This window comes from Gordonia sp. J1A (assembly GCF_055393515.1).
In genome coordinates this window covers 1491576-1512593 of sequence record NZ_AP041607.1, presented here as the reverse complement: position 1 = coordinate 1512593, position 21018 = coordinate 1491576, and the positions used below count along the sequence as shown (strand labels likewise).

Annotated in this window: 21 protein-coding genes; 15 read left to right on the top strand and 6 right to left on the bottom strand. The window is 69.2% G+C overall.

Annotated elements, in window-relative coordinates; translation table 11 throughout:
* Window position 1: 1 nt before the first annotated feature.
* Window positions 2-739, top strand: coding sequence for a hypothetical protein (locus ACZ5QD_RS07050; RefSeq protein ID WP_045537437.1), 738 nt, complete (start codon window positions 2-4; stop codon window positions 737-739).
* A gap of 27 nt (window positions 740-766) precedes the next feature.
* On the opposite strand, the gene treY is transcribed toward ACZ5QD_RS07050, so the two are convergent.
* The 3 genes from treY to ACZ5QD_RS07035 all read right to left on the bottom strand — a co-directional run bounded on the left by treY (window position 767) and on the right by ACZ5QD_RS07035 (window position 5966).
* Complete coding sequence (treY, locus tag ACZ5QD_RS07045) at window positions 767-3085, bottom strand: malto-oligosyltrehalose synthase (protein WP_045537438.1); 2319 nt, start codon at window positions 3083-3085, stop codon at window positions 767-769.
* Window positions 3086-3127: 42 nt separating this feature from the next.
* On the bottom strand, window positions 3128-5284 hold the full coding sequence (locus ACZ5QD_RS07040; RefSeq protein WP_045537440.1) for an acyltransferase family protein: 2157 nt from the start codon (window positions 5282-5284) through the stop codon (window positions 3128-3130).
* Window positions 5285-5399: 115 nt separating this feature from the next.
* Window positions 5400-5966: a TetR family transcriptional regulator gene (locus ACZ5QD_RS07035; RefSeq protein WP_006895361.1), complete on the bottom strand. Its 567-nt coding sequence runs from the start codon at window positions 5964-5966 to the stop codon at window positions 5400-5402.
* Window positions 5967-6093: 127 nt separating this feature from the next.
* On the opposite strand from ACZ5QD_RS07035, the gene ACZ5QD_RS07030 reads away from it, so the two are divergent.
* The 6 genes from ACZ5QD_RS07030 (at window position 6094) to ACZ5QD_RS07005 (ending at window position 11317) form a co-directional block, all read left to right on the top strand.
* Window positions 6094-7416 carry an adenosylmethionine--8-amino-7-oxononanoate transaminase gene (locus tag ACZ5QD_RS07030; protein WP_278123981.1) on the top strand — a complete coding sequence of 441 codons (1323 nt, stop codon included), beginning with the start codon at window positions 6094-6096 and terminating at the stop codon, window positions 7414-7416.
* Window positions 7413-8546, top strand: a complete 1134-nt coding sequence (locus ACZ5QD_RS07025; protein WP_278123979.1) for an 8-amino-7-oxononanoate synthase — start codon at window positions 7413-7415, stop codon at window positions 8544-8546. Before ACZ5QD_RS07030 ends, ACZ5QD_RS07025 begins: the two co-directional genes overlap by 4 nt.
* Window positions 8543-9241: a dethiobiotin synthase gene (bioD, locus tag ACZ5QD_RS07020; protein WP_222111699.1), complete on the top strand. Its 699-nt coding sequence runs from the start codon at window positions 8543-8545 to the stop codon at window positions 9239-9241. Before ACZ5QD_RS07025 ends, bioD begins: the two co-directional genes overlap by 4 nt.
* 107 nt (window positions 9242-9348) lie before the next feature.
* Window positions 9349-10386 (top strand): biotin synthase BioB, encoded by a 1038-nt coding sequence (bioB, locus tag ACZ5QD_RS07015; protein WP_045540277.1) that lies wholly within the window; start codon window positions 9349-9351, stop codon window positions 10384-10386.
* Between the two features lie 68 nt (window positions 10387-10454).
* Window positions 10455-10694: a biotin synthase auxiliary protein BsaP gene (gene bsaP / locus ACZ5QD_RS07010; protein ID WP_045540275.1), complete on the top strand. Its 240-nt coding sequence runs from the start codon at window positions 10455-10457 to the stop codon at window positions 10692-10694.
* On the top strand, window positions 10691-11317 hold the full coding sequence (locus tag ACZ5QD_RS07005) for a DUF2567 domain-containing protein (RefSeq protein ID WP_045540273.1): 627 nt from the start codon (window positions 10691-10693) through the stop codon (window positions 11315-11317). Before bsaP ends, ACZ5QD_RS07005 begins: the two co-directional genes overlap by 4 nt.
* Window positions 11318-11343: 26 nt before the next feature.
* Here the strand turns inward: ACZ5QD_RS07005 and ACZ5QD_RS07000 are convergent, their stop codons facing one another.
* Window positions 11344-12024, bottom strand: a complete 681-nt coding sequence (locus ACZ5QD_RS07000; protein WP_045540271.1) for an NUDIX hydrolase — start codon at window positions 12022-12024, stop codon at window positions 11344-11346.
* 207 nt (window positions 12025-12231) lie between these two features.
* Between ACZ5QD_RS07000 and nadA the strand changes: the two genes are divergently transcribed.
* Together nadA and nadC are read left to right on the top strand one after the other, a co-directional pair.
* Window positions 12232-13242 (top strand): quinolinate synthase NadA, encoded by a 1011-nt coding sequence (gene nadA, locus ACZ5QD_RS06995; RefSeq protein ID WP_278127439.1) that lies wholly within the window; start codon window positions 12232-12234, stop codon window positions 13240-13242.
* A 5-nt stretch (window positions 13243-13247) separates the two neighbouring features.
* The gene (gene nadC / locus ACZ5QD_RS06990; protein ID WP_006895371.1) at window positions 13248-14138 is read left to right on the top strand and encodes a carboxylating nicotinate-nucleotide diphosphorylase; all 891 of its coding nucleotides are present in this window, start codon (window positions 13248-13250) and stop codon (window positions 14136-14138) included.
* 43 nt (window positions 14139-14181) lie between these two features.
* Here the strand turns inward: nadC and ACZ5QD_RS06985 are convergent, their stop codons facing one another.
* Window positions 14182-15660, bottom strand: a complete 1479-nt coding sequence (locus tag ACZ5QD_RS06985; RefSeq protein ID WP_278123974.1) for an HNH endonuclease signature motif containing protein — start codon at window positions 15658-15660, stop codon at window positions 14182-14184.
* Window positions 15661-15796: 136 nt separating this feature from the next.
* The gene (locus ACZ5QD_RS06980; protein ID WP_278123972.1) at window positions 15797-16222 is read right to left on the bottom strand and encodes a DUF1801 domain-containing protein; all 426 of its coding nucleotides are present in this window, start codon (window positions 16220-16222) and stop codon (window positions 15797-15799) included.
* Window positions 16223-16265: 43 nt separating this feature from the next.
* Here ACZ5QD_RS06980 and ACZ5QD_RS06975 point away from each other — a divergent pair, with 43 nt between their 5' ends.
* The 6 genes from ACZ5QD_RS06975 to ACZ5QD_RS06950 all read left to right on the top strand — a co-directional run bounded on the left by ACZ5QD_RS06975 (window position 16266) and on the right by ACZ5QD_RS06950 (window position 20886).
* Window positions 16266-16766 (top strand): GNAT family N-acetyltransferase, encoded by a 501-nt coding sequence (locus ACZ5QD_RS06975; RefSeq protein ID WP_464367194.1) that lies wholly within the window; start codon window positions 16266-16268, stop codon window positions 16764-16766.
* A 115-nt stretch (window positions 16767-16881) separates the two neighbouring features.
* Entirely contained in the window at window positions 16882-18204 is a 1323-nt protein-coding gene (gene hisD / locus ACZ5QD_RS06970) for a histidinol dehydrogenase (RefSeq protein ID WP_278123969.1), read from the top strand.
* Window positions 18201-19322, top strand: coding sequence for a histidinol-phosphate transaminase (locus ACZ5QD_RS06965; protein WP_006895375.1), 1122 nt, complete (start codon window positions 18201-18203; stop codon window positions 19320-19322). The genes hisD and ACZ5QD_RS06965 overlap by 4 nt, the downstream gene beginning before the upstream one ends.
* A gap of 5 nt (window positions 19323-19327) precedes the next feature.
* Window positions 19328-19972 (top strand): imidazoleglycerol-phosphate dehydratase HisB, encoded by a 645-nt coding sequence (gene hisB / locus ACZ5QD_RS06960; protein WP_045538827.1) that lies wholly within the window; start codon window positions 19328-19330, stop codon window positions 19970-19972.
* Window positions 19969-20610, top strand: a complete 642-nt coding sequence (hisH, locus tag ACZ5QD_RS06955; RefSeq protein ID WP_006895377.1) for an imidazole glycerol phosphate synthase subunit HisH — start codon at window positions 19969-19971, stop codon at window positions 20608-20610. The genes hisB and hisH overlap by 4 nt, the downstream gene beginning before the upstream one ends.
* On the top strand, window positions 20611-20886 hold the full coding sequence (locus ACZ5QD_RS06950) for a hypothetical protein (protein WP_006895378.1): 276 nt from the start codon (window positions 20611-20613) through the stop codon (window positions 20884-20886). It begins immediately after the preceding gene.
* The last annotated feature ends 132 nt before the right edge of the window (window positions 20887-21018 follow it).

Below are 21018 nucleotides of genomic sequence, written 5' to 3'. Positions count from 1 at the left end.
TATGAGTTCAGACGACTCGAAAGACATCTCGGACGCCCGGCCCGACGACGCAGATGCCGACGACACCGCCGCTGCCATGGACGCCTCGGAGTCCGGCAATGCGGCCAAGCGCGCCGAGCGGAAGGCGGGCAGGGAGAAGGCCGACAGCGTCTCGGTGACGATCTCGATGCGCCGGGTGAAGCAGGCGATCGTCGGACTGCTCGTCGTCGCCGTGATCGCCGTGATCGCGGTCGGCGGATGGCAGTTGTACGAGAAGGACCAGAAACTCGCGGCGTTCGACGACAGCAAGGCCGCCGCGTCGAACTTCGTCGGCACGTACTTCCAGGCGATGAGCGGTCCCAATGCGGACGCCAAGTCGCTGCGCGACGCGGTGGGCCCGCTCAGCACCGGTGAGTTCAAGAAGCGACTGGACTCGGACGCGGTCGTCAGCACCGAGTTCATGAAGGAGAACAAGGTCGAGAACATCAAGACCACGGTGACCTCCTCGATGGTCGAGTCCTTCAGTGCCGATCAGGCGACGGTGGTCCTCGGTGTGGACGTGACGGGCACCAGCGCCATCAGCACCACCGGAGGCAAGAATGCGATCCTGCTCCAGCTGAACATGAAGAAGGTCGACGGCGACTGGCTGGTGAGCGCGATCGAGGCAGGTCCCGGAGTCACCGTCGGCTCTCAGCAGGCGCAGCAGCAGATCCCGACACCCGCCCCGACGCAGACGCCCGCGCCGGTCCCCGGCGGATAGCCACCCGGATAGCCGTCCCGCGGCGGCTCAATCCGCCGGTTCGAGGACGGCCAGCGGACCGTCGCCCAGGAGGACGTCCGCACCGACGGTTCCGGTGAACACCGCGCCGGTGACGGCATCGCGCCAGGTTCCGGCGGGCAGTTCCACCTGGGCGGCAGCTCTGGTCTCGGCGCCGGTGAACATCAGGGCCAGCCGAACCGCGTCGACGACCACCTGCGGTTCGCCGTCGCGGCCGCGCGCGAAGCTGACGATGTGCGAGGCGCAGACCCCGCGCGCGGGGACGTCGATGAAGTCGCCGCCCGGGGCGAAGGCACCCGGATGCCTGCGCCGGACCGCCAGAGCGGTCCGCACGGCCTGGAGCTTCGGATGGTCGAGGCGCTGACCGTAATCGACAGGCCGCCGGTTGTCGGGGTCGGTCAGCGAATGGTCCCACCACTCGGTGCCCTGGTACACGTCGCCGACACCGGGCAGCAGGAGCGACAGGGCCTTGCGCGAGATCGACTCGGCGCGGCCGGCGTCGGCGATGAGTGCGACGAACGCGGCGATCAGCTCCGCCGCGAATCCGTGCTGCAGACTCGTCAGCCACTGCTGAACGGCCGACTCGGCAGCGTCGTCCACGTCGGTCCACGACGACACGATGCCGTTCTCCCGCATGGACTTGCGCGCGAACTCCGCGAGTCGACGGGCCAGGTCGGCGTCCGGCCGGCCCTCGTCGGGCCACACGCCGACCACGTTCTGTAGGAGGAAGTAGCACATCACCGGGTCCGGCGGCGGTGCGATCCGCTGCAGCTCGTCGACCAGGATCCGCCACCGTTGGGGCGTCTGTGCGATCACCGCGATCCGGGCGCGGACGTCCTCGCTGCGTTTGGTGTCGTGCGTCGACAGTGCCGTCAGCGCCCGCGGCCAGCGGGCCGCGCGCTCGGTCATCCGCGCATGGAAGTCGTTGCGGTTCACGGCCGGGACCCGCGGATTGCATCCGAGTTCCTGCGTGGAGACCAGCCGTGCGGTGCGGTGGAACCCGATGTCCTCGGTGGCCTTGCCGTAGACGGCGACCGCGGCTTCGCCGAGTCGGGCGACCGCTTCCGGAGCGTAGTCCGGGTCGTGGAAGGCGTCACGGAGGACGTCGAACCCCGGTGACAGGATCGGATTGGCGTTCCGCAGCCGTTCGATGTCGGCCAACACCGTGCTTCGCAGCGAGGGGTAGTCGGGACGGGCGACCGACGCGGAGCAGATCATCAGGGCGGCGGCCTGCTGCACGAGGTGGGCGCGAACGTGCGGCGCACGCCGGCAGAGCAGATCGCCGACGCGCTGGAGTCGGTCGGGGAACAGGTCCACGAGCACGGTCTGGCGAAGTGCGCGCGCCAGAGCGCCGAGTTCGTCGCCGCCGCCCGGGACGCCGGAGACGGATTTGAAGGTCTCGTCGAGTTCCACCATCCCCGTCGGTGCGGTGAAGCGGGCTTCGATCAGCCGGAGCTGGTCGTATCCGGTGGTGCCGTCGACGGGGAGGGCGGGGTCGAGCCGCTCGCCGATCGCGAGCCCCTTCTCGATGTAGAGGAGCCGATGGTCGCCGAGATCGGCGCGCAGCCGCCGGAGGTAACCGGCGGGATCGCGCAACCCGTCCACGTGGTCGACGCGGACGCCGTCCACCAAGTCGTCGGCGATCAGTTCCCGGAGCCACGAGTGCGTCGCCTCGTAGACTTCCGGAACCTCCTGCCGCAGTGCGGCGAGCCCGTTGACGGCCAGGAACCGGCGGTAGCCGATGCGGCGGCTGTCGTGCCGGACGAGGCGGTACCGCTGGCGGGCGTGCACCGCGTGCGGGTCGTCGCCGGGTGATGCGGTCCCCGGGGCGGTGGGGACGGCGAGCGTGCCGAGGAGCAGCCGTCCGCGCTCGTCGAGTCGCAGATCGGCGAGGTCCTCGTCGCGGCCGAGGTAGGGCAGGTTGACGATCCCGCCTGCGGCCTCGGTGTCGAGATCGAAGTACTCGGCGTACCGGGAGTCGAGGCCGTTCACCAGCACGTCCGACCACCAGGGATTGTGATCGGGGTCCGCGATTCCGACGTGGTTGGGGACGATGTCGAGGATGACGCCGAGTCCGAGGGCCCGGGCGTGCTCGCGAAGCAGCCGGTAGCCGTCGGGCCCGCCGAGAACACCGGAGATCCGCCCTGGCGGGCACCAGTCGTAGCCGTGCCGCGATCCGGGCATCGCCTCCAGGACGGGGGAGAGGTAGAGGTGACTGACACCGAGTTCGCACAGATGAGGCAGGATCCCGGCCACCTCGGCGAACGTGAAGTCAGGCGTGAGCTGGATGCGATAGGTGGCCACCGGGTCGGCGGGGGTGCCGGCCATACCTGTCCTCCGATCGCCTGCACTGGCCCCGGAGGTGAGGCGTCAGTGGATCTCCGGGCCGGTCCACGGCAGTGCCGCGGAGAGCTGACGCGACAGTTCCCGGGTGAGGCTCCGGACGTAGGTCGCGCTCAAGTGGTGATAGTCCTTGTACACGATGATGTTACCGACCACGGCGGGGCAGAAGTCGGCGGTGCAGAGCCCGTCGGAGAGGTCGAGACGATGGAACAGCGGGTTGCGCGCGGCGTAGTCGGTCGCCGGATCGATCGGATGCAGTGCGCTGGTCCGCACCGTGCCGCACGAGCGCGCGGTGCCGCCTGCGGCGAGGCACTCGGGGGTGTTGATCGGCCCGCGGTCGTTGTGCGGCCACGGATCGTCGCGGATTCCGACGACGGGGATCCCGGCGCCGGTCAGTTCGTCGAAGATCCCGATGTACCCCTGCGGGACGTGATCGGCGGCGCCCGACGGGTCCGGCCGCGTCGAGTTCGTGAACACCGCGTCGGGGCGAGTCCGTTCGAGGTCGGCCATCACGTTGAGAATCCAGGTGCGGCACTCGGGATACGGCGTGCCCTCCAGCTTCGTCGGGTTCTCGTCGGACGTCAGCGGGCAGCCCATTTTGAGATAGGTGAGGACCTTGAATCCGTTGGCCTTGCCGATCGCGTCGAGGGCACCGATCCACATCTCGGCGTGCGAGCCGCCGGCGAGGGCGAGGGTCCTGGTGCCGTGCGGGTCGCCGTAGACGCCGATCGCGGGCTCGGTCGCGGCGAAGTCGCTCATGAATCCGTCCGGGCCGGTCTGCGGAAGGTCGTCGGCCACCGCGAGCGGCGTCGGCTGCGGGTCGAGTGCTGGAACGGGCGCGTTCTCGAGCAGGGCGCGGGCACCCGGATACAGGGCGGGGTCGAGGTTCGCGGTGTCGACGGTGACCGTCGCCATGTGACGGTCCCACGCCCGAATGGCTCCGGCAGTCCCGGCGGACATCGCGACCAGCATGACGGTCAGGATCGCGGCGTAGGTGATCCGCGGGTGCGCCGGCCACCGGATGTGCGCCATCGACGAGCGGCCGCCGCCGCGCAGCGGATCCTCCACGTACCGTTTCATCAGCCACGCTAGTCCCAGGGAGACGGCGAGGATGCCCGCGCCTTCGAGGACGTTCGCGTGCTGCGTTCCGCGCCAGGTGAGATAGAAGATCAGCAGCGGCCAGTGGATCAGATACAGCGAGTACGACAGTCCGCCGAGCCACACGGCGGGCCGGCTCGCGAGCATCCGGTTCGCGGCCGGCGCCGGGCGGTCGGAGGCCTGACCGGCCCAGATGACGAGGAGCGTGGCCCCCACCGGAACCCAGGCGAGCGCTCCCGGGTATTCGGCGACACCGTCGATCCACCAACCGCAGGTGGCGATCAACACCAGCGCTGCGACGGTGACCGCGCTGCGGATGCGGTCGGCGATGGGCCACCGCGGCATCCAGATCGCCAGGAGCCCGCCCACCAGCGGCTCCCACAGGCGCGAGCGCGTGTCGTAGTAGTTGAAGGGCTGATCGACGTGCAGCCGGTGCTGCGCCCAGACGAACGAGGCGACGGCGACGGCGGCGACGACGACCGCGAAGACACCGCGGATGACGCCTGCGCGGGTCAGCATCTCGTAGCGGCGGCCCGCCACCTTGATCAGTCCGGCGATGGCGAGCAGGACGATCAGGGCGCCGACGAAGAACTGGCCCTGCATGGACATGGACCAGAGGTGCTGCAGCGGGCTGTTCGCTGAGCTCGCGGCGAGGTAGTCCTGAGAGTTCTTCGCGAGGTAGTAGTTCTGGTAGTAGAGCGCGCTCGCGAAGGTCTCACGGCCGATGTTGAGCCAGCGGGTCTGTGCGATCACCAGGACTGTCAGGATCACGACCCCGATGAGCACCGTGTACAGCGCGGGCAGGAGTCGTTTGAGCAGACGCTGGAACCGCGGCCAGGGGTTGATCGTCTCCGCGAGCCCGAAGCTGACCGACTGGCTGTGAATGGTGTGCCGCAGGAGCGAGCCGATGAAGAAGTAGCCCGAGAGAGTGAGGAACACGTCGACGCCGCCGGAGACCCGGCCGAACCAGACGTGGAAGCATGCGACCAGGGCGATGGCGATGCCGCGGAGACCGTCGAGGTCTGAACGATAGGCGGGCACCGTCGGGGCCGTTGCCGTGGCAGGGCGATCGGTGGACGCGGGCACTGTCGTTGGTTTCTCTCTCCGGGCACGGGCCTCCCGGGCGGGTGGCCGCCTCAGTAATCTACGTGCCCGCCTGCGCCGGACGAAATCTCGGCCTGCGGCGGGTGCGGTGCGCGGGTCAGTGCGTCTGTGCGGCGCTGCGGGCCCGGGCGCCGTCGAGGATCACCTCGAGCGCGTCGTCGAACTCCGCGTCGAAGACCCGGCCGGACGGTCCGGTGACGCCGAGCCGCTCCATCTGTGTCCGGGTCTGCTCCTCGATCGTCAGACCGATGGTCAGCTGGCAGATGGCCGTCGCCAGACCCGACTGGGCCTGGCGGTCGAGGCCGCCGCGGGCGGCGATGTCGGCGATCACCGTCTCGATGCCGCGGTCGGCCAGTCCCGACGCCCAAGCCGAGGAGACCACCTCGGCGCTGTCCGGGACGGCGAGCAGCGCCTGGCGCATGTCCGTCGCCAACCGGTGCAGATCGGCGAGCCAGTCGATGTCCTCGGACGCCCCGGGAACGGTCGAGAGGATGTCTTCGGCGAGCGCGGCGAGCATCGACTGCTTGTTCGGGAAGTGCCAGTACAGCGCGTTCGGCCGGACGCCGAGATCTGATGCCAGCCGCCGCATCGTGAGATCGGCGAGGCTGTGCTCGGCGAGGATGGCCCGCGCCGCAGCGAGAATGTCCGATCTCGTGTTGCTCACACCGCCACCCTATCCTGACCTGCCCTGTACGTCGTACAGGCGTCTCCTGTACATCGTTCAGGACGTCCTGTACGGTGTCCAGGAATCGAGGAATCCGTGTGGGATGTGCAACGAACAGGAGGCCGGTATGGACCAGACCACCATCGCGCAGATCGATGCGAAGCACGTCTGGCACCCGTACGGCGGCTTCCCGTCCAGTACGCGGCCGCTGGTGGTGCGGGACTGCGCGGGCGTGCACATCCGGCTCGCCGACGGCACCGAACTGATCGACGGGATGAGCTCGTGGTGGTCGGCCGTTCACGGCTACCGTCACCCGCGACTCGACGCGGCGCTCGCCGAACAGGCCGGTCGTATGTCGCACGTGATGTTCGGCGGGCTCACACATGAGCCCGCGGCGAGACTGGCGCAGACGCTGGTGGGCCTGACTCCCGATCCGCTCCAGAAGGTCTTCTTCGCCGACTCCGGTTCGGTGTCGGTGGAGGTCGCGGTGAAGATGGCGGTGCAGTACTGGCGCAGTCGCGGGCGCAGCGAGAAGCACCGCCTGCTGACTTGGCGGGGCGGCTACCACGGCGACACCTTCGCGCCCATGAGCGTCTGCGATCCCGAGGGCGGCATGCACTCGATGTGGCGCGGAGTGATCGCCGAGCAGGTCTTCGTCCCCGCGCCCCCGGACGCGCGTGCGGGTGCGTCCGCCGACGAGGCCTACCTGACCATGTTCGACGCGCAACTCGAACTGCATCGCGATCGACTGGCCGCAGTGATCGTCGAACCGGTGGTCCAAGGTGCCGGCGGGATGCGGTTCCACTCGCCCTCGCTGATCGCGGGGCTGCGGCGACTGTGCGATCGCCACGACATCCTGCTGATCTGCGACGAGATCGCCACCGGCTTCGGCCGGACCGGAACACTCTTCGCGGTCGACGCCGCGGGCGTCAGCCCCGACATCATGTGCGTGGGGAAGGCGCTGACCGGCGGCTACCTGACGCTGGCTGCCACCCTCACCACCGATGAGATCGCCGCGACCATCAGCCGCGGCGAGGCGGGAGGTCTGGCGCACGGACCCACCTTCATGGCCAATCCGCTGGCTTGCGCGGTCGCCTGTGCGTCCCTGGAGGTGCTCGCCGAATCGGACTGGCGGACGCGGGTTCCGGAGATAGGCCGCCGGCTCAGCGCGGGACTGGCGTCGTTGACCGAGGCGGCAGGCGTCGCCGACGTACGCACACTGGGGGCGATCGCGGTGATCGAACTCGATCGCGAGGTCGACGTCGCTGCGGCCACCGACGCGGCGATCGCGTGCGGAGTGTGGGTGCGGCCGTTCCGAAACCTGATCTATGCCATGCCGCCGTACATCATCACCGATGCACAGATCGACGCGCTGACAGCAGGCATGACCGCGGCGGCGAAGGCGTCGGTGGAGGCGGTCGCACACGAGGACGAGGAGTTGGCATCATGAGCGCACCGTGGCTGGCGGACATCGCCGCGCGGACTCTGAACGCGGGACTGCACCGGGAACCCGTGGTGCGCCAGGCCGGAGCGACCGAGATCAACCTCGCGTCCAACGATTACCTCGGGCTGTCGAGCCATCCGGACGTGATCGCCGGGGCGCACGCCGCACTCGACCGGTGGGGTGCGGGCTCCACCGCCTCCCGTCTGGTCGCGGGGACAACGCAGGCGCACATCGACTTCGAGAACGACCTCGCTGAGTTCCTGGGTTTCGAAGCCGCCCTGGCCTTCTCGTCCGGGTATCTGGCCAATGTCGGCGCGATCACCGCGCTCGTGGGCAGGGGCGATCTCATCGTGAGCGACACCGGAGCGCACGCCTCGCTGATCGACGGATGCCGGCTGTCGCGGGCGCGCGTGGAAGTGGTTCCGCGCGGCGACGCCGACGCTGTGGAGCGGGTGCTGGCCGCACGGTCGGAGGAACGCGCGCTGGTCGTGACCGATTCGATCTACAGCATCGACGGCCGGATCGCTCCGCTCCGCGAGTACTACGATGCGGCGACTCGGCACGGCGCGATCATGCTCGCCGACGAGGCGCACGCCCTCGGCGTGCGCGGCCCCGGCGGGCGGGGAGTGGCGGCCGAACAGGGACTGTCCGGCGCTCCCGGTCTGGTGATCACGACGGTCGGGTCGAAGTCGCTCGGTGCACAGGGCGGCATCGTCCTCGGCACGCATCTGCTCCGCGAGCATCTCATCGACCATGCCCGGACCTTCATCTTCGACACCGGTCTCAACCCGGCCGCCGTCGGGGCGGCACATGCGGCGCTGCGCATTCTGCGCGGCGATCCGCAGATGCCCGATCGGCTCCGCGCCGGAGTGCGCCGCCTCGCCGCCGCCTGCGGTGGCGAGATCCCCGACGCCGCAGTGGTGTCGCTGATCGTGGGCGACCCGGTGGCCGCGGTCGACGCCGCCTCGCTGTGCCGGGAGCAGGGCGTCTTCGTCGGATGCTTTCGACCGCCGTCGGTGCCCGAGGGCACTTCGCGGTTGCGCCTGACCGTCCGCGCCGACCTCGATGACGCCGACCTCGACTACGTGGCCTCGGTCGTGACCGGCGCGCTGCGCCGGGTGGTGGAGGCCGCATGACCGCGCGGATCATGGTCGTCACCGGCACGTCGACGGATGTCGGCAAGACGGTCGCGGTCGCCGCGCTGGCGGCCGCCGCCCAGGCCGCCGGACTCCGCGTCGGCGTGTGCAAGGCCGCGCAGACGGGGGTCGCGCCCGGCGAACCGGGCGACCTCGACGAGGTGCGCCGCCTCGCCGGAGAGATCCCGGTGCGCGAGCCGGCACGGTATCCCGAGCCGCTGGCCCCCGAGACCGCCGCTGCGCGGGCCGGGATGGAGCCGGTGACACTCGATGCGATCGCCTCGGCGACCGAGGAACTCGCCGCCGTCACCGATCTGGTGCTGGTGGAAGGTGCGGGCGGCGTGCTGGTGCGGCTCGGGCCGGACTTGACCGTGCTCGACGTCGCCCGGCGACTCGGCGCGGAGATGCTGGTGGTCGCGGACCCGGGGCTCGGAACGCTCAACCACACCGAACTCACCGCGCGGGCGATCGCCGCAGCCGGGGTGACACTGCGCGGTCTGGTGATCGGTTCCTGGCCGGACGAACCGGATCTCGCGATGCGGTGCAACCTCGCCGATCTTCCACGGCTGACGGGAGCGCCGATCGTCGCGACCGTCCCCGCAGGGGTCGGGCGGTCGCCGGCCGACGACTTCCGCGTCGCCGCACCGACGTGGGTCGACGCCTCGCTGTTCCGCGTGGACGCGACCTGTTCATGACGCCGAGAACGTGCCGCACAGCGCCGGCCGAGGGAGATACGCCCTCACCCGGTGCGTCACCGGCACGTTCCTAGAACTTCACACCCATTCACGAAGGAGATCTCCCCATGACCACGACCGCCGACACCTCAGCCCCGGCAGCCGCGGACACCGCCGACATCCTCGCCGTCGCGCGCGAGCAGGTCCTGGAGCGCGGCGAGGGACTGAGTCAGGACCAGGTCCTGCGCGTCCTGCAGCTCGACGACGACCGCCTCACCGAACTGTTGCAGCTCGCACACGATGTGCGGCTGCGGTGGTGCGGTCCCGAGGTGGAAGTGGAGGGCATCATCTCGCTCAAGACCGGCGGCTGCCCGGAGGACTGCCACTTCTGCAGTCAGTCGGGACTGTTCGCCTCTCCGGTCCGCAGCGCCTGGATCGACATCCCGTCGCTCGTGGAGGCGGCCAAGCAGACGGCCAAGACCGGAGCGACGGAGTTCTGCATCGTCGCCGCCGTGCGTGGACCGGACAAGCGACTGATGACTCAGGTCGCCGCGGGCATCGAGGCCATCCGCAACGAGGTCGACATCCAGATCGCCTGCAGCCTGGGCATGCTCACGCAGGAGCAGGTCGACGAGCTCGCAGCGATGGGTGTCCACCGTTACAACCACAATCTGGAGACCGCGCGCAGCCACTTCCCGAAGGTCGTCACCACGCACACGTGGGAAGAGCGCTGGGGCACCCTGAGGATGGTGCGTGAGGCGGGCATGGAGGTCTGCTGCGGCGGCATCCTCGGCATGGGGGAGACACTCGAGCAGCGCGCGGAGTTCGCCGCCGATCTCGCGGCGCTCGAGCCCGACGAGGTGCCGCTGAACTTCCTGAACCCGCGCCCGGGCACGCCCTTCGGCGACCTGGAGGTACTGCCGGCCTCGGAGGCGCTGAAGTCGGTGGCCGCGTTCCGGCTCGCGCTGCCCCGCACCATCCTGCGGTTCGCGGGCGGCCGCGAGATCACCCTCGGCGATCTCGGAGCCAAGCAGGGCATCCTCGGCGGCATCAACGCCGTCATCGTGGGTAACTACCTGACCACTCTCGGCCGGCCCGCGGAGGACGATCTCGATCTGCTCGACGACCTGAGCATGCCCATCAAAGCCCTCAATGACACGCTGTGACTCGCGCCGGTAGCCTCGAAGGTCGTGGCCCGTCCGCCGCGGCCATCAGATTCCAGGAGGCGTCGACCATGACGAGCGTGATCCCCGGTCCGCTGCAGCAGCCGCTGCGCTTCGGCGTGTACACCGGTATCGAGCTCGAACTGCAGGCCGCGGACGAGGTCCCCACAGCGGCGCGACTCGGCCTGGAGCCGCCGCGCTTCTGCGGCCAGTGCGGCCGCCGGATGGTGGTGCAGGTGCGGCCGGACGGTTGGGATGCACGGTGCTCCAGGCACGGAACGGTCGACTCCTCGGAGATGGGACAGCGATGAACGCGCGCCGGGTGGTCGCGGTCGTACTCGCGCTGTTCGCCGCGGCGGTGGCGGTCGGAGGACTGTGGGTGCTGTTGGCACCCGCCCCCGACGTCGTCGTCGAGCACGGCGGGCAGATGCGTTTCGCGACCGAGGCCGACCCGGCGAAGCTCTTCGACGGGGTGGCGATCTTCTCCTTCCTCTGCCTCGGACTGGGTGTGCTGATCGGACTCGCCACCTGGTTCGGGCTGCGCACGTCGAGGGGTATCGGCGGATTCGCGTTCGTGGTGCTGATGTCCATCGCCACGTCGGCGCTCGCGCTGAACCTGGCCGACCGTTTCGGCCGGATGTCGCACGGCGAGATCGAGCGGTCCGTACCGGGTTCCTACTCCGGGACGGTGAACCTCTGGCTCGACGGCGATGTCGGTCCGGCCTGGGTGCTGCTGCTGTGTGCGCCGACGGCCGGCGCGCTGGTCTATCTCGTATGCGTCCTCTCGAGCGCGCACGCCGATCTCGGCGTGGGCGACCTGCCTGCAGACGAGTTCGGTGAGATGCGTGAGCCCTTGCCGATCGGTGCGGTCGGATTATCCGACGGCGGCGAGGTCGTGCCGCCCTCGCAACCGGGAGACCCGAGCGGACGCTGAGGCGAGACGTGGGGAAGTGCGGTCCGTCACATGGGTGGGCGCAGCGCGGCGAATTCGTCGGTCACCCTGATCCGAGCGTCCGCGAACTCATACAGCGCGGGCGGACGGCCACCCGTCCGGCCGGTGTGGCCGACGGTTCCCGTCGCCACGACCACTCCGCGGCGTGAGAGGACCCGCAGCAGATTCGTCGAGTCGACCGGGTAGCCCAGCGCCGCTCCATAGATCTCGGAGAGTTCGGACATCGGGAACTGGCTCGGCGCCAGAGCGAACGCGATGTTGGTGTACGAGAGCTTGCCCGCCAGACGATGCCGTGCGAGGTCGATGACGTCGCGGTGGTCGTAGGCCAGTTCCGGCAACTCGTCGACGGCGAACCATGCGGCATCGGCGACGGTCTCGGCGGGGATATCGCTCGGCACCAGCGCCAGGAAAGTCGATGCGACGGTTCGCTGTTCGGGCACGCGGTCCGGGTCGGAGAACACCGACAGCTGTTCGAGGTGGGCCACCCGAGTGAGCCCGGCGCGGGCACCGAGCCATCTCAGCGCGGCCGCCCCCAGCGTCTCGCGCTCAACGATCGGTCCGCCGGGCAACGCCCATCCGGCCTGCTCGCACCGATGCAGCAGCACATGCAGCGCCGGGACGTCGACGTCGGTTTCGCGCACCTGGAAGACAGCGGTGAGCACCTCGACGCGCACGGTGGTTTCGGCCATGCGATCCAGATTAGGAGACGGTCGCCGCCGAACGCTGTCACGACCGGGCGGGAATGCGTCGTCGATCACAGGTGTTACGATGACGAGGTGTTTTCGATCTATGGTCGAAAACCTCTGGCGCACAGCCCGCGCTCGAGACCACGCGATGGGAGAGCAGTCGTCATGACTACTGGAACCGTGATCACCCGGACCGAGACCGAACTCGGCATGCCCGACCCCCGCCACGGTATTCCGCCCGCCTACGGCGGCGTGGAGCCGACGGCCGAGTGGGCCGAGGAGATCAAGCGGCTGGCGAAGGCGCGCAACGCCTCGATCCTGGCTCACAATTACCAGCTGCCCGAGATTCAGGACATCGCCGACCATGTCGGCGATTCGCTCGCACTGTCGAGGATCGCCGCGGAGACCGATGCGGACGAGATCATCTTCTGCGGTGTGCACTTCATGGCCGAGACCGCCAAGATCCTGAGTCCCGAGAAGCGGGTACTGATCCCGGACGAGCGAGCGGGCTGCTCGCTCGCCGATTCGATCACCGCGGACGACCTGCGTGCTTGGAAGGCTGAGTTCCCGGACGCGGTCGTCGTCTCGTACGTCAACACCACCGCTGAGGTGAAGGGACTGACGGACATCTGCTGCACCTCGTCGAACGCGGTGGACGTGGTCGCGTCGATCGATCCGGACAAGGACGTGCTGTTCCTGCCGGACCAGTTCCTCGGTGCCCACGTGAAGCGTGAGACGGGGCGCGACAACATTCACATCTGGGCGGGCGAGTGCCACGTGCACGCCGGCATCAACGGCGATGAACTCACCGAACAGACCGAGAGTCACCCCGGCGCCGACCTGTTCATTCATCCCGAGTGCGGGTGCGCCACGTCGGCGCTCTATCTGTCGGGCGAGGGCATCGTGCCGCAGGAGCGCGTCAAGATCCTCTCCACCGGCGGCATGATCGACGCCGCGCGAGCCACTCACGCCAAGCAGGTGCTGGTGGCGACCGAGGTCGGCATGCTGCACCAGCTGCGTCGTGCGGCGCCGGAGATCGACTTCCAGCCGGTCAACGATCGTGCAGCCTGCCCGTACATGAAGATGATCACCCCGGCGGCGCTGCTGCGATGCCTCACCGAGGGCAAGGACGAAGTCCACGTCGCTCCGGATGTGGCCGCCCGTGCACGGCGCTCGGTGGAGAGGATGATCGCGATCGGCAATCCCGGTAGCGGAGAATAGGCGGAGTGAACTCCTTCATCGGTCAGCAACAGGCAACCGGCGATCTGGATCTCGTCGTCGACGAGGAACTCATCGCTCTGATCCGCACGGCACTCCTGGAGGATCTTCGATACGGTCCCGACATCACCACGCTGGCGACCGTGCCACCGGAGACGGTCGCGGACGCGAAGATCGTCTCCCGCCAGCCCGGCGTGCTCGCCGGCCTGCCGGTGGTCCGGGCCGTGTTCGACGAGGTGATCGGGAGCGATAACTACGTAGTCACCGAGCAACTCGACGATGGCTCGCGCGTCGAACCCGGGTCGGTCGCTCTCGCGCTGCGTGCCCCGGCGACCTCGTTGCTGACCGCGGAGCGTACCGCCCTCAACCTGCTGTGCCATCTGTCCGGCATCGCCACGGCGACGGCTGCGTGGGTCGACGCCGTGGACGGCACGCGTGCACAGATCCGGGATTCGCGGAAGACGCTGCCCGGTATGCGCGCGCTGCAGAAGTATGCGGTCCGGGCGGGCGGCGGAGTGAACCATCGGATGGGTCTCGGTGATGCCGCGCTCATCAAAGACAATCACGTGGTCGCCGCGGGCGGTGTCGCGCAGGCGCTCGAAGCGGTCCGCGCTGCGGCGCCGGATGTCCCGGTGGAGGTGGAGGTCGATTCGCTGGAGCAGCTCGACGAGGTCCTCGAGCTCGCGCCCCAGCTGGTTCTGCTCGACAACTTCGAGCCGTGGCAGACGCAGATGGCGGTGCAGCGCCGAGACACGCGGTCGCCCGAGACGAAGCTCGAATCATCAGGCGGACTGGCATTGGACTCGGCGATGGACTACGCGAGAACCGGTGTGGACTACCTCGCCGTCGGGGCATTGACCCACTCGGTCACGGTCCTCGACTTCGGCTTGGATATGTGAACGACGGTGTTCGCGCACTCCTGTGCCCGGCCGGTGTGTCCGGTCAGGCGGCCAGGAGGGTGTCGAGGTAGTTCTCGATGCGAGATTCGCTGGGTTCGGGCGGTGGCTGGGGTTGGTGGTCCGGTAACAGTTCGGCGTGGTGGATCTGGTTGATCCGCCACCCGGGCGGTCTTGTCCCGCCGCGGCTGGTGTTGGGGGTGGGTCGCCAGGCGACTCTGCCGGCGTGGGGTCCGTCGATCAGGATCGTGGTCTGCCATTGGCCGGGGCGGGGGCCGACGGAGCGGTTGTGGCGCCCGCATGCGGCGCCGAGGTGGTCGATGTCGGTGGGTCCGCCGTCGGCCCAGTCCGGGAAATGATGGGCCTGCGTCCGGGAGAACGGGGCGTCGCAGCCGGGGGCGGTGCAGCCGCGGTCGCGGGCGAAGAGCATCAACCGCTGCGCCCGCGACGCCAGCCGGCGTCCTCGTCCGAGGTAGAGGGCTTGTCCGGTGTGGGCGGAGAAGACGGCCAGGTGCGGGGTTGAGGTGGCGGCGACTTCGATCAACTCCGCCACCGGCAGCCGGGTCCCGGTCGCGGTCAACGCGATCCCGGCCTGCTCGGCCAACTCGTGGTCGGTGACGGTGATGACCAGATCACCCGACCGCCGACCACCCCCAACACCAGTGCGGGAGGCGCGCAGCAGCGCATGCAGACCGTCGTGGGTGCGCTGCCCCGGCGTGCGAGTATCGCGCTCCACCGCGGCCGCCAGAGCGGCCGGGTCGGCCGATTCGACGGTCCCTGACGGGGAGTCGGGGTCGTCGGGGTTGTTCATTCCCGGCGCGGCCCACGACGGCAGTGCGGCTTCCATTTCCGCGCGCAGGGCCGGGGTGAGGTAGCCGCGGACTTTGCTCATCAGCCGCAGATCCTGGGGCAGGATCGTGAAGCCGCGCAGGCGTTTGCGGTCGCGTTCGTCGGTGACGGTCCCGTCCGGATCCAGATGCGCGAGCAGTCGGATGCCGGCGGTGCGGACACCGGCCGGACTCAACTCACGCGCGACCCACGCCAACTGCACCTCGGCGCGTGCCCGGGTCTGCGCGTCGACCGCGGTGGGGATCTTGTCCATGATGGCGTCGATTTCGCGGACGTGGTCGGCACCGATCGCACCCTCGCCCACCGCGACCGCGGTCGCCGGCAGTACCGGCGGGCGGGTTTGGCCTTGCAGGTCGGTGAACCGTCCGATCCCGGCGGCGCTGACGCGTCGGCGGCGGGCGGCACCGTCACCGAGCCGCAACCCCTGCGCCAAATACTGATGCACCGACAAATACCCGGCTTTGCGATACACGGCCCGGTCGGAGACCTCCACCAACACCGCGGCGTCGACACCGTCGAGACGACGATGCGTACGCTCGAGCGTCTCGACCGTCTGCAACAGGGTGTCTTCGGGGACCGCGGACAGTGGCAGGGACGCGAACTTGGTCGCCGCAGCCTCCAACAGGCGGGCGAGGGCGGCCGGGTCGTCCGGCAGCAGCACTTCTGACGTGTCCATCGAACCCACCCCCTTTCGACCTGCACAGTGTCTGAGAACACTTCTGGTGTGTTTCTATGTCCGAATCATACGGCCGACCTCCGACAAGAACAGTGAGAGAAGCCGCAGACCTGTCGGGGCAGCCCGTAGACGAGCGCTATCGGGTCGAACAGTCGTCGGCGTCCACGCTCTGGTTCGCGTGCCACCCGCGGGCGACCAACTCGCGCAATACCTCGGTATCGACGGCGTCGACACGCTTCACGTACAGACAGCCCTTGCCGGTGCTGTGCGGCCCCAATCGTGCGAGCAGATCGGAATTCGATCCGTCATAGGTGACGCCGTAGATCGTCAGCGCCTGTCGCCGGGCCGCGAGACCGACCGCGAAAGTCTCGTGCGACCGTCCGTCCGCGGTCTGATAGCGGTGGCGGCCGAAACCGACCATCGACCCCCACATCACCGGCTCGGTACCGGTCACCTCCCGAAACAGGCGGACCACGAGCCGGGCGTCGTCCCGCCGCCGCTGGTCCGTGACAGCAGCGAGATACGCATCCACCGAGTCGTCACCGGGGGCCGTCTTCGTCATGGGTCGAGCCTAGATGTCCGTACGTTCGGGCATCATCGGTGGAATGACGCCGACCGTGTACGCCTCGACCGCCTCCGAACTGGACCCGATCACGTTCTACGGTCTGCTGCGACTGCGCGAGGAGGTCTTCGTCGTCGAACAGGACTGCGCCTACCACGAGTTGGACGGCCGGGATGTGGAGCCCACCACTCTCCACCTCTGGTGCGCGGACCCCGCGGACGGAAGTCCGGTCGCCACTGTGCGCGTGCTGCTGGACCGACTTCCCGACGGCGAGACCCGGCACCGGATCGGCCGGGCCTGCGTGCGGCCCGAACTCCGAGGCACCGGGCTGATGCGGGCCCTCCTGGATCGGGCCGTCGCCTACATCGCCGACCGCCCGAGTGTTCTCGACGCTCAGGCCCACCTCGCGGGCCTGTATTCACGGTGGGGATACGTCCCCGACGGACCGGAGTTCGTCGAGGACGGGATTCCGCACGTGCCGATGCAGCGCGACCCCGCGCGGCGGCCGGGCCCGACGAGAAGTTCGACCGCCGAACGGGCCTGAATCGCATGCGGAGTGTTCAGTCGCCTTCGGCTCCGAGGCCGGTGCGCAAACGGTTTGCATCGACCGCATATCCTGGACAGTGCCCTCAAGTCCTCGAAAGCGGAGTGGAGAACACATGCTCACCCGAACCGACCTGCGAGGCAGCACCCCGACGCTGAGCCAACTGCGTCGTGCGCTGCCGCGCGGCGGAACCGACGTCAACGCCGTGCTGCCCACGGTCACTCCTGTCGTCGAAGCGGTCGCTGAGCATGGTGCCACCGCGGCCCTCGACTACACCGAGAAGTTCGACAGGGTCCGCCCGGCGTCAGTTCGCGTCCCGGCGGAGGTGATCGCCAAGGCGCGGGCCGACCTCGACGGCGCGGTCGCCGATGCCCTGGAGGAGTCGATCCGTCGCGCTCGCCTGGTGCACGCAGACCAGCGACGCCAGACCTCGGTCACCCAGGTAGTGCCCGGCGGATCCGTCGCTGAGAAGTGGATCCCGGTGCGCCGCGTGGGTCTGTACGTTCCCGGAGGCAACGCCGTCTATCCGTCCAGCGTGATCATGAACGTGGTCCCGGCTCAGGAGGCGGGTGTCGGCTCACTCGTCGTCGCGTCTCCCGCCCAGGCCGACTTCGGCGGATGGCCGCACCCGACCATCCTCGCCGCGTGCGCCCTGCTCGGGGTCGACGAGGTGTGGGCCGTCGGCGGTGCGCAGGGCATCGCGCTTCTGGCCTACGGCGGTGACGACACCGACGGCCGCGTCCTGGACCCGGTCGATCTCATCACCGGTCCCGGCAACATCTACGTCACCGCGGCCAAGCGCCTCGTGCGCGGCGTGGTCGGCATCGACTCCGAGGCCGGTCCCACCGAGATCGCGATTCTGGCCGACGACTCCGCCGATCCCGCGGTCGTCGCCTCCGATCTCATCAGCCAGGCCGAGCACGACGTCCTCGCAGCGGCGGTGCTCGTCACCGACAGCGAGGCGCTCGCCGATGCGGTCGACGAGGCCGTGGAACTCGCGGCGACGGCCACGAAGCACTCCGAGCGCGTCAAGACCGCGCTGGCCGGTCCGCAGTCCGGGGTGGTCCTGGTGGACGACGTCGACGCCGGGCTGGCTGTCGTCGACGCGTACGCGGCCGAGCACCTGGAGATCCAGACGCGTGACGCGCAGGCCGTGGCCGACAGAGTGACCAGCGCCGGCGCGATCTTCGTCGGTACCTATTCGCCGGTGAGCCTCGGTGATTACAGCGCGGGCTCCAACCACGTTCTGCCGACGTCCGGCTCGGCCAAGTACGCCTCCGGCCTGTCGGTGCAGACGTTCCTGCGCGGAGTGCATGTGATCGACTACGACCGCGACGCGCTCGCGGAGATCGCCGACCGCGTCGTGACGCTGGCGAACGCCGAAGACCTTCCCGCGCACGGCGAGGCGGTCCAGGCCAGGTTCGGGGGAGCACGGTGACCGGTCCGGGCCGGTCCGTCGGTCTCGCCGACCTCCCGTTGCGCGACTCGCTGCGCGGGAAGTCGCCGTACGGAGCACCGCAGCTTCAGGTTCCGGTGGTGCTGAACACCAACGAGAATCCGCACCCGCCGAGCCGTGCGCTGATCGACGACGTCGCGAAGGCGGTCGCGGCTGCGGCCGAGGATCTGCACCGATACCCGGATCGGGATGCGGTGGGTCTGCGTTCGGACCTCGCCGCGTACCTCAGCGCGGCCACGGGCGTGGAACTGTCGGTCGACAACGTGTGGGCGGCCAACGGCTCCAACGAGATCCTCCAGCAGATCCTGCAGGCCTTCGGTGGGCCCGGGCGCACGGCGATGGGCTTCGTGCCGTCGTACTCGATGCACCCGATCATCGCCGACGGCACGCAGACGCAGTGGGTCCCCGCCCATCGCGCGGACGACTTCTCTCTGGACGTGGAGCAGGCCGTCGCAGCGATCGCCGAGCACCGGCCCGACATCGTCTTCGTGACCTCGCCGAACAATCCGACCGGCGGGAGCGTCGCGATCGCCGATCTGCGGCGTCTCCTCGACGCGGCCCCCGGCATAGTGATCGTCGACGAGGCCTACGGCGAGTTCTCGTCGCAGCCGAGCGCGGTCTCGCTGATCGACGAGTTCGGCAGCAAGCTGATCGTGTCGCGGACCATGAGCAAGGCGTTCGCCTTCGCGGGAGGCCGGCTCGGCTATCTGGCCGCGGCGCCGGCCATGATCGAGGCGCTGCTTCTGGTGCGCTTGCCGTACCACCTGTCGGTGCTGACGCAGGCCGCCGCGCGGGCGGCCCTGCAGCACTCGTCGGAAACGCTCGGTGCGGTCGCCGCGATCGCCGCCGAACGCGACCGCGTGGCCGCCGCGCTCACGGGTATGGGATACGCGGTGACGCCGTCGGATGCGAACTTCATCCTCTTCGGCGAGTTCGCGGACGCTCCCGCCACCTGGCAGCGCTACCTCGACCGCGGTGTCCTGATCAGGGATGTCGGCATCCCCGGGCACCTGCGTGCGACCATTGGACTACCAGCCGAGAACGACGCCTTCCTGGCCGTCAGCGCGGAACTGGCCGATACCGACCGAAAGCAGCAGTAGCAGCAGTGACAACAGCGCAGCACGAACCCCGGATCGCCCGCGTCGAGCGCACCACGCGCGAGTCGTCGATCACCGTCGAGATCAATCTCGACGGCACCGGCAGGACCGACATCGACACCTCGGTGCCGTTCTTCGACCACATGCTCACCGCGTTCGGTGCGCACGGCAGCTTCGACCTCACCGTGCACGCGAAGGGCGATATCGAGATCGAGGCGCATCACACGGTGGAGGACACCTGCATCGTGCTGGGACAGGCCATCGGGCAGGCTCTCGGCGACAAGAAGGGCATCCGCCGGTTCGGCGACGCCTGGATCCCGATGGATGAGACGCTCGCCCAGGCCGTCGTGGACGTCTCGGGCCGACCGTACTGCGTGCACACCGGCGAACCCGATCACATGCTGACCGCCGTGATCGGCGGCTATTCCGGCGGCGACAAGCCGGTCGTGTCGTACGCGACCGTCCTCAACCGTCATGCGTTCGAATCGATCGCGCTCAACGCCCGCATCGCCCTGCACGTCCGCGTGCTGTACGGCCGCGACCAGCACCACATCACCGAGGCCGAGTTCAAGGCCGTCGCGCGAGCACTGCGCGAGGCCGTCGAACCGGATCCGCGGACCTCGGGCATCCCGTCGACGAAGGGCGCCCTGTGAGTTCACCGCGCGTTGCGCTCCTCGACTACGGTTCGGGCAACCTGCGCTCGGCGCAGCGAGCGCTGGAGCGAGCCGGAGCGCAGGTCGAGATCACGTCCGACTTCGAGACCGCGATCGGTGCCGACGGACTGGTGGTGCCCGGCGTCGGTGCGTTCGCAGCCTGCATGGCCGGGTTGAAGGCGGTCCGGGGCGATCGGATCATCGGACGCCGGCTGGCGGGCGGGCGGCCGGTGCTCGGAATCTGCGTGGGGATGCAGATCCTGTTCAGTCACGGCGTCGAGTTCGGCGTCGACACGCAGGGCTGCGGCGAGTGGCCGGGTTCGGTGACCAGACTGCCGGCGGAGGTGCTTCCGCACATGGGCTGGAACACCGTCGACGCACCGGACGACTCGGTGCTCTTCGACGGCATCGACGACGACGCACGCTTCTACTTCGTTCACTCCTACGCCGCGCAGACGTGGGAGATGGATTCGGCGGGTTCGCCGATTCAGACGCCGAAACTCACCTGGTCCGAGCACGGTGGACGGTTCCTGTCCGCGGTCGAGAACGGTCCGCTCTCGGCCACGCAGTTCCATCCCGAGAAGTCCGGTGACGTCGGCGCCGAGCTGCTGCGGAATTGGATCGGGGGGATCGCGTAAGTGAAAGAGACAAGCGAAGCGGCACAGCAGTTCTCGTTCGCGAGACTGGTGTTCTATTCGCTCGGTGCGGGCGTGCTGGTGCTCGCGGTGATGCTGCCGATCGTGCTGTCGCTGGCGCGACCGTACCCGACCGCCGCGCTGTGCGTCGCCCTCGCCGCCATCGTGCTGATGGTGGTCGCGATCGCCCTCGTCTCGCGCCGGATGCTGGCCGGCGTGCAGCGGGAGATCGATGCCCGCCGGGCGGAATTGGAACGCAGGCGAACACAGGAGAAGTGACCGGCTCCGGCGGCACCGGACGGTGGACGCTCGCGCCCGGACACCCGCGACACGGCGCCTCCACAGCACCCCCCACAAACATGTCGACCCCGCGACACGACAACGTGCGGCCAGCACCGTACACACCGAAAG

Bases quoted from the DNA above. Each gene is read 5' to 3' on its own strand.
- bioB (WP_045540277.1), top strand. From the start codon at position 9,349: ATGACCACGACCGCCGACACCTCAGCCCCGGCAGCCGCGGACACCGCC.
- bioD (WP_222111699.1), top strand. From the start codon at position 8,543: ATGACCGCGCGGATCATGGTCGTCACCGGCACGTCGACGGATGTCGGC.
- hisD (WP_278123969.1), top strand. From the start codon at position 16,882: ATGCTCACCCGAACCGACCTGCGAGGCAGCACCCCGACGCTGAGCCAA.
- bsaP (WP_045540275.1), top strand. From the start codon at position 10,455: ATGACGAGCGTGATCCCCGGTCCGCTGCAGCAGCCGCTGCGCTTCGGC.
- treY (WP_045537438.1), bottom strand. From the start codon at position 3,085: ATGGCCGGCACCCCCGCCGACCCGGTGGCCACCTATCGCATCCAGCTC.
- ACZ5QD_RS07000 (WP_045540271.1), bottom strand. From the start codon at position 12,024: ATGGCCGAAACCACCGTGCGCGTCGAGGTGCTCACCGCTGTCTTCCAG.
- ACZ5QD_RS07025 (WP_278123979.1), top strand. From the start codon at position 7,413: ATGAGCGCACCGTGGCTGGCGGACATCGCCGCGCGGACTCTGAACGCG.
- nadA (WP_278127439.1), top strand. From the start codon at position 12,232: ATGCCCGACCCCCGCCACGGTATTCCGCCCGCCTACGGCGGCGTGGAG.
- ACZ5QD_RS07030 (WP_278123981.1), top strand. From the start codon at position 6,094: ATGGACCAGACCACCATCGCGCAGATCGATGCGAAGCACGTCTGGCAC.
- ACZ5QD_RS06975 (WP_464367194.1), top strand. From the start codon at position 16,266: ATGACGCCGACCGTGTACGCCTCGACCGCCTCCGAACTGGACCCGATC.
- ACZ5QD_RS06980 (WP_278123972.1), bottom strand. From the start codon at position 16,222: ATGACGAAGACGGCCCCCGGTGACGACTCGGTGGATGCGTATCTCGCT.
- ACZ5QD_RS07005 (WP_045540273.1), top strand. From the start codon at position 10,691: ATGAACGCGCGCCGGGTGGTCGCGGTCGTACTCGCGCTGTTCGCCGCG.
- ACZ5QD_RS06985 (WP_278123974.1), bottom strand. From the start codon at position 15,660: ATGGACACGTCAGAAGTGCTGCTGCCGGACGACCCGGCCGCCCTCGCC.
- ACZ5QD_RS07050 (WP_045537437.1), top strand. From the start codon at position 2: ATGAGTTCAGACGACTCGAAAGACATCTCGGACGCCCGGCCCGACGAC.